The sequence below is a fragment of the Paenibacillus ilasis genome (assembly GCF_043195395.1).
Lineage (GTDB): Bacteria > Bacillota > Bacilli > Paenibacillales > Paenibacillaceae > Paenibacillus_AQ > Paenibacillus_AQ lautus.
The window spans coordinates 3,531,980-3,544,441 of the sequence record NZ_JBHDJG010000001.1; the positions used below are offsets into that span (position 1 = coordinate 3,531,980).

Sequence of the window (12,462 nt, forward strand, 5' to 3'; positions counted from 1 at the left end):
CTACATTGTAGCCGTGCCTATTAAAATTGTGCAAGCATGAAAACTGCTCTATACTAGAATACAATGACAATTCTCTCGAAAAAGGAGGAATTTATATGAACCATACTCGCGTCCTGATCTTTACAGGTGGGGAGTTGTCACCACGATTCCTGGATGAGGTTCAAAACGGAGACTTCATTATTGGGGCTGATCGCGGAGCCCTCTACCTGATTGAACATGGAATCGAACCGGACCTGTCCGTTGGAGATTTCGACTCCATTTCGCCAGGCCAAATGGATCGAGTACGATCCATGAGCGGCAAGGTGATTGACTGTGATCCCATCGATAAAAATTTAACCGACACCGAGCTTGCCTTCGAACTGGCACTGGAGCATTCCCCCGAATCCATCATGATTCTGGGAGCTACGGGCACGCGCCTGGATCACACGCTGGCTAATATCCACATGCTGATTCGTGGGCTCCAGCATCATATCCCGTGTTCTATATTAGATGAGAACAATTTTATTACCCTGACAGGCTCCAGCTGCATTGTCGAGAACAAAGGGTTTACATATGTCTCCCTCCTGCCGTTGACTACGGAAGTTACCGGGATCCATCTCGAAGGATTCGAGTACCCGCTCCACGATGCCACTTTGCGATTGGGGCAGTCTCTTGGAGTTAGCAATAAGCTGGCCGAGGATAAAGGGACGGTCCGGATCGAAGGCGGTCTACTGCTCATTATTCAAAGCAAGGATCACTAATCGTTACTATTTTGTCATCTTTGATACGGTCATGTTAACAATCAAATTCATCGTTAAAAACCCTTGTGTACAAGGGTTTTTTCTCGTTTTCAACTCATCGTCTGTACCCATTTCTTAATATTTTGTAACTTTTAATCATATTTTAATAATCCGCTTTCATTTCATGCGGCCCAAGGGTTTGCGCCGATTAACCAAAATATAGTCGGTTTCAAATCTGATATACTCGGTTCATCGCAAAAAACAAAACTGCTTGGAGGTAATAACAACATGAATCGACAGCATTGGATTAAGAAGGCCGTAGTAATCAGCTTGAGCGCAACTTTGGGTGTAGGAGCAGTTCTTACTGTTGCACCACCGGCTCCTGTAGAAGCAGCATCGGTAAGCACAGGAACTCGAGTCGTTAACTTCGGTAAACAATATATGGGAACACCTTATAAATTCGGAGCATCCACATCCACTACAAGAGTATTTGATTGCTCTTCCTTTATGAAGCATATCTTCAAAAAATACGGTGTGAATCTGCCTCGTACATCTGCTGCACAATCCAAAGTGGGTAAAGCGGTATCGAAATCGAACCTGAAAGCCGGCGATTTGGTATTCTTCTCGAGCGGAAGCCGTGCCAATGGTCGAAACGTGACTCACGTTGCCGTATATATGGGTAACAACAAAATTTTGCACACTTACGGCAAGCCTGGCGTAACAATCTCCAGCCTATCCGGCAACTGGAGCAAAACTTACCTGAAAGCTCGTCGCGTACTGTAGTTTAATCACTCCATTGTTACTATGGAATTCTATCAAAGACCGTCTTCCTCACGGAAGGCGGTCTTTTTTGCTTGCAGCATTGATTTCTTCCTGCGATAGCAGTTTATATCCGGTCCCCCGAATCGTACGCAGCAGCTTTTGTTTGCGCCCTCTATCGATTTTCTCTCTCAAATGAAGAATATAGACATCTACCACGTTGGTGCCCGTATGAAAATCGTAATCCCATACCTGTTTTAATATATCCTCACGCGTGCATACCTGGCCCTGCCTTCTAGCCAAAAACAGCAGCAGATCATATTCGCGATGAGTCAGCTCGATCGCTTCCTCTGCTCGGGATACATTCCGGCTCAGAGGATCAATCACCAGATCTCCGATTCGGATGACTTCCTCCTGTTCCATGCGACCCGTCTGAAATAGTTTCAGAAAATTGGCAATACGCGCCAAAAGCTCCCTTGTATCTCTGTCATTAGGGATATAGTCATGGGCACCTGCCTCCAATGCCTGAATGGCTTCATCAGAACCGTCATTTCCGATGACGATGATCGGGACCTGTTCCCTTTTGCCTGTCAACCGCTCCACGAGATTGAATTCGCTCATGCCCGGCAATCTGCTGTCGATAAGCAGCAGGTCTGGGCCTGAGCGCTGCAAAACGGCGACTACCTCCGAATAATTCATGGCATGTTTAACCTTATAACCCGCTTGTTCTAAAAGCTCCATAACGGTCTGGACCCGATCTTGATTGTCTGCCGCGATCAAAATTACTTTCTCCACGGGTTCCCCCCCGCTTTCAACGCTTAATAATGTAAGTATGTCTGATTCATCCTGTTTTCACTCGAAAAGATGCTGGGATCACATACGATTTCCGTAGAATTACATCTTATCTCCGATGCGACGCTATTTTTATAATGGGATAAAGGATTAGGAAAGGGGGATATCTTCAAAATTCCGCTTGTTCAATCGGAAAGGAAAGTATGGTGTGAACACACTTTGGAGGAGGAAAATAACATGCGCAACAAACTCGTGGTATGGCCTCTTGTCATGGCTATGCTGATTTCTATCGTATGCACGGCTGCAGGGCCGCCCGCACCGGTTTCAGCCGCAGGCGAAACCAACCTCTCGCTTGGCAAAGCTGTAACAGCAAGTGGTCAATCCCAAACCTATGGGCCGGCTAACGTTAACGATGGCAATCAGGGCTCATACTGGGAAAGCACGAATCATGCATTCCCGCAGTGGATTCAAGTCGATCTCAGTGCTGACACCAGCATCAACCGGATCGTCCTTAAACTTCCTGCCACCTGGGAGTCACGGACACAAACGCTAACTGTGCAGGGCAGCTCGAACGGTTCCACATTCTCAAATATGGTGGACTCGGCCGACTATGAATTCAACCCGTCTACAGCAGGAAACTCGGTGACTATCCATTTTGACGAAGCAAGCACGCGATATGTTCGCCTGACCGTAACCAGCAATACGACTTGGCCGGCAGCACAGCTGTCGGAGTTTGAAATTTATGGACCATCGGTCTCCCCGCCAACACCTCCGACGGGTAACAACATCGCGAGCGGCAAACCGATTACCGCCTCCTCAAGCACCTTCACGTATGCAGCAACCCATGCTAACGACAACGACATCCAAACCTACTGGGAAGGCGGAAGCAATCCAAGCACCCTGACGCTCGACTTGGGAACCGATCACGATATCACTACCATCGTACTGAAGCTCAATCCGTCTCAGGCGTGGAGTTCGCGCACCCAAACCATACAAGTGCTCGGGCATGACCAGAGCACAACGAATTTCAGTAATTTGGTATCGCCACAGTCATATGCGTTCAATCCCGCGTCCGGCAACTTTGTGACGATTCCCGTAACGGCAACCGTTAAACGCCTACAATTGAACATAACGTCCAATTCCGGCGCACCGGCCGGGCAGATTGCGGAATTCGAAGTGTACGGCACAGCCGGCGAGAATCCGGACCTGACCATTACGGATATGTCCTGGACTCCTTCTTCTCCGATTGAAAACGATGACATTACACTGAGTACTACAGTTAAAAACATTGGGAACGTGGAAGCTGGGGCTACGACGGTCAATTTTTACCTGAATGGCGCTAAAGCAGGCTCCTCCCCGGTAGGTCCGCTTGCGGCAGGAGCATCCACCACGGTAACATTACAAGCCGGAACCAAAGCGGCTGGATCCTATTCCGTCAGTGCGAAGGTCGATGAGGATAATGAAATCATGGAACAGAATAACGAAAACAACAGCTATTCGCATACATCCCCTCTGGTTATTGGTAGCGTTGAAAGCTCTGATTTGATAGGAACCGTGCAATGGTCACCCGCCACTCCTGTCGCAGGGAATGCAGTAGCCTTTACCGTTAATCTTAAGAACCAGGGCAACAAAGCTACGGCAAGCGGATCCCACGCGATTTCCGTCGCTCTGAAAAATCCGGCCGGTTCAACGATTCAAACCTTCACCGGTGGTTATGATGGCGCGCTTGCTGCAGGTTCCTCCGCCGCTGTCCATATTCCGGGCACATGGACAGCGGAAAATGGCAGCTACACGTTAACAACCACCGTGGCACCCGATGCAAACGAAGTACCCGTCAAACGGGAGAACAACGTCAGCCAGGCCAATCTCACGGTATATTCCTCCCGTGGCGCCAGCATGCCATATACCCGATACGATACGGATGATGCATTACGCAGCGGCGGGGCTCTGCTGAAGACGGCACCGACTTTCGATCAAGCGCTCACAGCATCGGAAGCATCCGGCCAACGTTATGTAGCACTTCCTTCCAACGGGTCCAATCTGGAATGGACGGTTCGGCCAGGTGAAGGCGGGGCCGGCGTAACCATGCGTTATACGATGCCGGACTCACCCGACGGCATGGGATTGACCGGCTCACTCGACGTGTATGTAAATGGCACAAAGAAAAAAACCGTTCCATTGACTTCCTACTACAGCTGGCAGTATTTCTCCAGCGATCATCCTGCAGATGAGCCTGGGGGAGGACGCCCTCTCTTCCGGTTCGATGAAGTACACTGGAAGATGGATACGCCGCTCCAGCCGGGAGACAAAATTCGGATTCAAAAGTCCAATGCCGATAACCTGGAATATGGCGTTGATTTTATCGAAATCGAGCCGGTACCGACGGCTATCGCCCGCCCGGCCAACTCGGTATCCGTAACGGATTTCGGTGCAGCGCCAAACGATGGCCAAGATGACCTACCGGCGTTTGAAGCTGCTGTGCAGGCTGCCGCTTCAACCGGCAAAACCTTATACATTCCTGAAGGGACATTCCATCTGGGCAACATGTGGAAGATCGGTTCGGTTGGGAATATGATGGATGACATCAAGATTATGGGCGCAGGCATCTGGCATACAAACATTCAATTTACCAACCCGAACGCCGCTTCTGGCGGGATTTCACTTCGGATCACGGGCCAGCTTGACTTCAGCCATATCTACCTCAACTCAAATCTGCGGTCACGTTATAATCAAAATGCAATCTACAAGGGATTTATGGATAATTTCGGCACCAACTCCAAAATACACAATGTGTGGGTCGAGCATTTTGAGTGCGGCTTCTGGGTAGGCGATTATGCGCATACCCCAGCCATTATCGCGGAGGGTCTAATCATTGAAAACAGCCGGATCCGCAATAATCTGGCGGATGGGGTCAATTTTGCCCAAGGAACCAGCCATTCAACTGTTCGTAACAGCAGCATTCGAAATAACGGAGACGATGGTCTCGCCGTATGGACGAGTAACGTCAATGGCGCACCTGCGGGCGTTAACAACACCTTCTCGTATAATACCATCGAAAATAATTGGCGTGCGGCAGCCATTGCATTCTTTGGGGGAAGTGGTCATAAGGCTACTCACAACCTGATTGTTGACACCGTAGGCGGATCTGGTATTCGAATGAATACCGTGTTCCCGGGGTACCATTTCCAAAACAATACCGGCATTCTGTTCTCCGATACAACGATCATGGGGAGTGGAACCAGTAAAGACCTGTACGATGGCGAGCGCGGCGCGATCGATCTGGAAGCATCGAATGATGCGATTCGCAATGTCACGTTTACCAACATCGATATCTTGAACACCCAGCGCAGTGCCGTTCAGCTTGGTTATGGTGGCGGCTTTCAGAACATCGTATTTAACAACATCCATATTGACGGTACAGGGCTTGACGGGATTACATCCTCAAGATTCTCGAATCCTCATCCTGGTGCGGCGATTTACACCTATACGGGCAATGGGTCGGCAACATTTAACAATCTGACAACGCAAAATATCGCTCATCCGGATCGGTTTTTCATTCAGAACGGTTTTCAATTGATCGTGCAATAATCCGGCTTATACATCAAAAGGAGGAGTCTTTTGCGACTCCTCCTTTTGTAACTGACGGATATATAGATTAGTAACGCAAGTTGTCGCAGATTAACCACCAACGTATTGATTATACAGCGACCTGGCCTTAGCGATATCCGATGTGCCATGTACCAGGGTTCTCCCGTCCCGGAATATAACCAGACGATGCGGAGTCACCTGATAGATGATCATATACGGCGTTACGGTTGCTTTTCCCTGATGAAGCCTGTTCAATCGATCGGCCATTTCATCCAGCTGAAGCTGCATGGGGCTGGCAGGCCTGATCTGTACCGTATCCCTACCGCACAACACTTCGCTTTTATCAGCAAGTTCAGCCGTCAAATAAGGATATTTCGGATGCTCACCGCATGTGGGGCAGTCTGATTGCTTCGCTCGGTCTACGCCAAACTCCACCCGTTCATTACGCCATAAGTCGAATGACAGCATCTTTTTTCTAAGAACTTGTCGGTGTCCCGATAAAAGCTTCATCGCTTCCATCGTTTGATGAGCAGCGACCATCTGTACCGCTTGAGGAAGAATTCCGTTAATGTCGCAGGTGTCACCGCCCAAGGGAATCGTTCCTAGCAAACAGTTCAAGCATGGCGTCTCTCCCGGCAAGAATGTGTAACTCATTCCTGAGCTTCCGACGCAGCCTCCGTATATCCACGGGATTCCATGCTTATATCCGATATCGTTCAGGATCAGCCGGGTTCCGAAATTATCGGTAGCGTCCATCATTAAATCAACGCCTTGACAGAGTACCGCCAGTTCCTGCGCCCGTACATCCATAACGATACCATCCACGATACCGTCTGAATTAATTTCGGATAACCGCTTGGCCGCTGCTACGGCCTTCGGCAATCGATCGATCGCGTCCTGTTCGGTAAACAGCTGCTGACGCTGCAGATTGCTCCATTCCACGTAATCCCGATCCACGATAGTTACATGCCCGACACCTGCGCGAACCAAAGTTTCCGCTACGGCGCTTCCCAGCGCACCAGCTCCAAGAACGAGCACGTGACTGTCCCGGAGGCGAAGCTGGCCTTCTTTTCCAAATGGCGTAAACCGCTCTTGCCTAGAATACCGATCCTCTCGTTCCATATGAACTGTTACACCACGGTCCGTGGACTCCGAGGCGGCCATGAAGAGAGGCAACGTACGATTTACTTCCTCCCTGTTATCGCTTAAACCAGACATGAATTTTCCTCCGATCAATATCTGCAAATCTTCTAAATAAAAGAAGACTTCATGAAGTTTTTAGACGATGACCCATGATTTAAAAAAAACCATCCCACGAAGAGGATGGGCTGTTTAACTATTTCAACCTAATACAACCTAGTATTCAACGCCTTCTCCAGTATAGCGCGATGACGCAGAATCCAGGCCGCACTCCGCGCCCTCCAGGCCAATCCCCACAGAACGCCTTCCGTTTCCGGCGTGACCTGCAGCTCAATCGCTTCCTCTGCCGTTTCCCGAACGACCACCTCCACGATCAAATCAAAGAGGGCAGCCCTACTAGCTGGATCGACGCCATATGCGTCAACCAATAGACGGAGCTGCCTTGCACGAACCTCTGCGTTTGGCAAACCAACCCGTTCAGCTACATCATCATCATGCAGCTGAGGAAAGAGCCAACATACGCGGGCTAGTTCAACATGTGGATGTACAGGTCCGGCGTATTCCCAGTCAATTAGTGCAATCGGCATCCCATCACGGGTAACCATGTTCCAAGGAGCCATATCACCATGGCTGTATACCACCCGGGTATTACCCAGTTCCCGCAGGAACCACGGTTTCCAGACCATCCCGGGTTGCGGATTAAATGTAGCCGAAGCGTCATGAAGCCGACGCAACAATTGTCCTACCTCGATGATACCTTCGTCGCTCCATGGTCCGGGATGAACAAATTCGCCTTCGATATAACTTAACATCTCTTGGTCTTTCTCATTACATCCTGAGCCTATAATTTCCGGTATCGAGGTAAACCCTGATTGCCTCAGGTGTCTCAACAAAGAGTGTACAGCCGGAGTCCAGGCTCCGGATGGTCGGTACACAATCTGGCCCCGCCGTACAACTGACTTCTCGCGAGAGAGTATGACGTCTTCTCCCTGATTTGAGTTGTTTTCCGAATTCATTTAATACGACTCCCTTCAGAAGGGAATTACACAGGTCATGGGGCTAAGGATGCGAATCCCCTTCATATAATAATGCCCCGATGGATAAGTCCATGTCTTCCATCCATTCGTTTCAGGTTATTTCTAGCATATCACAAATGCGCTTCCTCCATAAACCATTTCCGTACGCCCCATTTGCCGGATATACCAAAGGAGGACAGGCAGCAATTTGCCCATCCTCCTTATGATACTAATAAACTCATTCTTATTAAGATTTGATATATCCTGGCAGAGAGCAGGATTATGATTCTGATAATCAGGAATTCTGATTGGACCAATCTTCGACGTTCCAGATCTTGGTCACCCAATCCTCGTAAAACTCAGGTTCGTGGGAAACCAGCAGGATCGTGCCTTTATATTCTTTCAAAGCACGTCTTAGTTCCTCCTTAGCCACAACATCAAGGTGATTGGTCGGTTCGTCAAACAGAATCCAGTTGCTTTCGCGCATCAGAAGTTTACACAGACGGACCTTGGCTTGCTCCCCGCCACTCAGTGCCTTCATTGGACGGGTAATATGCTCGTTTTTGAGTCCGCAGCGTGCAAGCGCTGCACGAACCTCGTGCTGGTTCAAATGTGAAAATTCGTTCCACACATCATCAATCGGCGTAATATTCCCTGGACGTACTTCCTGCTCAAAATAAGCAGGCACTAGGAAATCCCCTTGATACGTCTTCCCGGAGAGCGCCGGGATTTTGCCTAATATGGTCTTCAGCAGCGTTGATTTACCTACGCCATTACAGCCTACAATGGCAATTTTCTCTCCTCGCTCGATGAGGATATTCATTTTGGGGAGCAATGGTCGATCGTATCCGATCTCAAAGTCTATTCCCTCGAATACCGTTTTACCGCTGGCACGGGATTCCTTGAAGTTAAACACAGGTTTAGCCGCTTCCTCCGGGCGGTCAATCCGCTCCATACGATCGAGCTGCTTCTCCCGGCTCTTCGCTCGGCCAGAGGTGGAATAACGGGCCTTGTTCCGCTGAATGAAGTCTTCCTGTTTCTTGATGAACTCCTGCTGCTTCTCGTAAGCATCGATATGCTGGTTCTTATTGATATCGGCCATTTCCAGGAACTTCTCGTAGTTTGCTGTATAGCGAGTTAACTTCGCAAATTCCAAATGATAGATCACATCCACCACCTGGTTCATAAATTCCGTATCATGGGATATCAAAATGAAAGCATATGGGTATTGCTTCAAATATTGAGTGAGCCATTCAATATGCTCAACATCCAGATAGTTGGTGGGCTCGTCCAATAACAGTACGTTCGGCTTCTCCAGAAGAAGCTTCGCAAGCAATACTTTGGTACGCTGTCCCCCGCTTAACGTCGCAACATCGCGATCCAGGCCAATGACGGATAACCCAAGACCATTCGCCATCTCTTCAACCTTTACGTCCAACATGTAGAAATCCCCAATATCCAGCTGCTCCTGAATTTCACCCATTTGCTCGAGCAGCAGCTCCAACTCTTCAGGAGAAGCATCACTCATCTTATTGGTGATCTCCAACATTTCCTTTTCCAGCTCCAGCAGGGGCAGGAAGGCATCCTTCAGTACATCGCGAACCGTTTTGCCGGGTGTCAGCTTGGTATGCTGATCCAGGTATCCGTACCGGATTTTCGGTGTCCACTCCACCTTGCCGCTGTCTTTCAACAGCTGCCCGGTCAAAATATTCATTAGTGTTGATTTGCCTACGCCGTTTGCTCCAACCAAACCAACGTGTTCGCCTGCCAACAAACGAAAGGATACATTCTTAAATAGAGTACGTTCCCCGAAATTATGCGATACGTTCTCTACAGTCAATAAACTCATGGCTATAGTAACTCCTGTCTGTATAAAATGAACTTATTTCATGTTAATTTAGCGAAATATACACAGTCAAGAGTTTATTGTATCACATCATGGAGTCCGGCAGAAACCATAACTTTCAGGGATTAGGGGACACCGGGATTGGAACAGCTTTTCTCCTGATAACCGGCGGCCGCTGCCTCCTTGGCACTCGGAAACACTTCTTCCACGCGATAGTTGTATTGGCAGACATCACGATAATAATATTTGAGTCCCCTGCTGTCCACCCCTCCGAAATAGACCGGGGCTTTAACGAGTCTGCCGCCTCCAAGGGCATAGTTATTATAATACTGATCGCCCATGGGGATGCCTTGAATAAACGCCATCATGCCGATATCATCAATCGTATTCACCCACTCTTCCTGGGATATCAACGGAAGCGCGAACGTATAGGATATTCCGTTCCGGAGCGCCATTTGGTTGTGCCGCTGTATGTAATAAGCAAGATGATCTTGAACGGCATTCACAATCGTGATTCGCCTGACTTGTTCGAACATATCCTTATCTTCCAGCAAAGCTACACCCGTCCTGCCGGCCAGATCCTCCCGAAAGCCAGAGTGCCAGAGGGAGGATCCTCCACCTGATTCATGTACCTGTACGAAGGAATCCAATGTAAACTGGAGGCTGTTGCCCCTGCCATCATTCCAGGCATAAGGAATTTTGGGTGTCCATCTGTGTTCTATGAGCTCCTCCCCATACGCGTTGGTGAAGGCTTGCGAAACATACATATAATACCCGTCATAATCCAGAACCACGATGGCAGGTATGTACCACCACAGGGCATTCTGCGCAGCCGGATCATCCGCGATCCCCATATTGATGTACAACGTCCGGGAATAGGACTCCAGCGCCCGCTCTTTGTCCGCACGCATAAACTTTAAAGAATCATATGCCGACTCTTTGTCCTGGGTCTCATTCTCGTTCAGCATCATCCCGCCGTCTTGGACGGCAGTGCGCAGAGCAGCCGAGTATTTCATCTCTACGTACCGAACATCCTCCAGACTCTCAGCACGCATGCCCAGGATGAGAAACATGGGGAAAAACACGGCGGTAAATACGATGGCAAGATCAGTAATCTTCATTCAGAACCAAGCCTCCGTAAGGGAATGCGATTGCTGATTTTCCACCTGAATTTGATCCCGTCAGCGCATCGAACATGATCAGTCCGGGCGTTCGATTCAACGTACTGACATTTACCTGGAAGTGATCACCGGCCGTTAGACGGTATCGGCGACTGTCATCGTTTTTATCAACATTCGACTCCGGGAACAGATAGTCCATAACATCTTCCTGATAATAAGCATCATATACGACGGAGTAGCGGTTCAGGAATGTTCCAGGATCTGAAGGATCGGCATATTCGGGGTGGTACTTCTTGTGATGATGCTCCATCTCCACATTGTAAATGTTCCCGGTAGCTGCCAGCTCTTGCAGGAAGTCATTGTACATGATCGGGGTAATATACCCCTTCGTACGAACACTGTCCACGAATTTGGTGACGGATTGATAAACAACGAGCCGTGACAGATCATCCTGTCTTCTGGCCATCTCGCCTGCGGGAACCAAATACAGCAAAAGAAGCGCCAGAAAGGCAGCAAACCATTTCGAAACCGAGTTTGACATTGTTGTTACCTCACTTTAACAAACCGGATGCTCTCCACGAATCCATCGATTCTCCGAACGTACTCCGCATCATAACGGGCGTTCGTATCAATGATCGAAAGATCCAGCTCCTCCGGATTACTTCCGGATCGGAATCTTACACCATCCACATACATATCGAAGCCGCCAGCTTGAACCTCTCGCAGCGTGAATAATACTTCGCTTCCCTTATAAGTCAGCTTCCTGAGCTCGTTTGCCATCTCTACGGTGATCACACCGGCATGCTGCTCCTGAGTCATTCTGCCTGCGGCTGATATACCGCCATCCACCATCGTCTGAATATGGAATGCATACAGGACAGCGCCAAGAAATAATGCCACCCCTGCTGCCAATTCAAGTGCGCTTATGGTTTGTTCACGCAAGGCAAGTCACCTTTCTGTTCAGAACTATTGATCGAATTTGATGCCTCTGATCACGTTGGAATCATCCTTTACGATGGTGGCCTTAAATTTTCCGCTTGGATTGACGTATTCTGGGCTTTTCTCATCCATAACGAAATCGATATTCCCTTGTCTTGAATCCGGATTGAGAATCGAACCGTCCTTCTCCAATACATTGCCGTACCATTGCCCTGCTTTGTTTCTCCCTGTTGCTATGAAAACGCCGAATTGATCCTTGTCCTTGTATTTGCGCAGTGCGTTCGTCACCTGAGAACCGCTGATTGTTGTTCCGTCATACACGGTAAATGCTGCCTGGGACAGCTCTGTCTGAATATCCGAAAAATTGTTCTGAGCAGTTTTGGTTGCCTCCTGCGCCGAAATGAACAAAATAACAACAATGGTAATCAAAGCAATGGTCAGAAATATACCTGCCGCAACCTTTAAAGCGGATGATGCATTATTCATTGAAATCCCCCTCATTCTCTCATTTATTATTTGAACCTATGGATATAATTCCGCGT

Annotated in this window: 11 protein-coding genes; 3 read left to right on the top strand and 8 right to left on the bottom strand. The window is 48.8% G+C overall.

Annotated elements, in window-relative coordinates:
- Positions 1–95: 95 nt before the first annotated feature.
- Both ACETK5_RS15830 and ACETK5_RS15835 read left to right on the top strand, forming a co-directional pair.
- Entirely contained in the window at positions 96–740 is a 645-nt protein-coding gene (locus ACETK5_RS15830; protein WP_326112802.1) for a thiamine diphosphokinase, read from the top strand.
- A gap of 267 nt (positions 741–1,007) precedes the next feature.
- Complete coding sequence (locus ACETK5_RS15835; protein ID WP_100536484.1) at positions 1,008–1,502, top strand: C40 family peptidase; 495 nt, start codon at positions 1,008–1,010, stop codon at positions 1,500–1,502.
- Between the two features lie 48 nt (positions 1,503–1,550).
- Here the strand turns inward: ACETK5_RS15835 and ACETK5_RS15840 are convergent, their stop codons facing one another.
- Positions 1,551–2,273, bottom strand: coding sequence for a response regulator transcription factor (locus tag ACETK5_RS15840; RefSeq protein WP_394056667.1), 723 nt, complete (start codon positions 2,271–2,273; stop codon positions 1,551–1,553).
- Positions 2,274–2,507: 234 nt separating this feature from the next.
- Between ACETK5_RS15840 and ACETK5_RS15845 the strand changes: the two genes are divergently transcribed.
- The gene (locus ACETK5_RS15845) at positions 2,508–5,858 is read left to right on the top strand and encodes a discoidin domain-containing protein (RefSeq protein ID WP_394056669.1); all 3,351 of its coding nucleotides are present in this window, start codon (positions 2,508–2,510) and stop codon (positions 5,856–5,858) included.
- 90 nt (positions 5,859–5,948) lie between these two features.
- On the opposite strand, the gene ACETK5_RS15850 is transcribed toward ACETK5_RS15845, so the two are convergent.
- The 7 genes from ACETK5_RS15850 to ACETK5_RS15880 all read right to left on the bottom strand — a co-directional run bounded on the left by ACETK5_RS15850 (position 5,949) and on the right by ACETK5_RS15880 (position 12,406).
- Positions 5,949–7,022: a ThiF family adenylyltransferase gene (locus ACETK5_RS15850; protein WP_326118165.1), complete on the bottom strand. Its 1,074-nt coding sequence runs from the start codon at positions 7,020–7,022 to the stop codon at positions 5,949–5,951.
- A 182-nt stretch (positions 7,023–7,204) separates the two neighbouring features.
- The gene (locus ACETK5_RS15855; RefSeq protein ID WP_394056671.1) at positions 7,205–8,014 is read right to left on the bottom strand and encodes an aminoglycoside phosphotransferase family protein; all 810 of its coding nucleotides are present in this window, start codon (positions 8,012–8,014) and stop codon (positions 7,205–7,207) included.
- A 295-nt stretch (positions 8,015–8,309) separates the two neighbouring features.
- Positions 8,310–9,863, bottom strand: coding sequence for an ABC-F family ATP-binding cassette domain-containing protein (locus ACETK5_RS15860; protein ID WP_100536479.1), 1,554 nt, complete (start codon positions 9,861–9,863; stop codon positions 8,310–8,312).
- Between the two features lie 122 nt (positions 9,864–9,985).
- Positions 9,986–10,981, bottom strand: a complete 996-nt coding sequence (locus tag ACETK5_RS15865) for a hypothetical protein (protein WP_394056674.1) — start codon at positions 10,979–10,981, stop codon at positions 9,986–9,988.
- Positions 10,968–11,522, bottom strand: a complete 555-nt coding sequence (locus tag ACETK5_RS15870; protein WP_394056676.1) for a hypothetical protein — start codon at positions 11,520–11,522, stop codon at positions 10,968–10,970. The genes ACETK5_RS15865 and ACETK5_RS15870 overlap by 14 nt, the downstream gene beginning before the upstream one ends.
- 5 nt (positions 11,523–11,527) lie before the next feature.
- Complete coding sequence (locus ACETK5_RS15875; protein ID WP_394056678.1) at positions 11,528–11,923, bottom strand: hypothetical protein; 396 nt, start codon at positions 11,921–11,923, stop codon at positions 11,528–11,530.
- Between the two features lie 24 nt (positions 11,924–11,947).
- Positions 11,948–12,406: an ABC transporter permease gene (locus ACETK5_RS15880; protein WP_394056680.1), complete on the bottom strand. Its 459-nt coding sequence runs from the start codon at positions 12,404–12,406 to the stop codon at positions 11,948–11,950.
- Between the last annotated feature and the right edge of the window lie 56 nt (positions 12,407–12,462).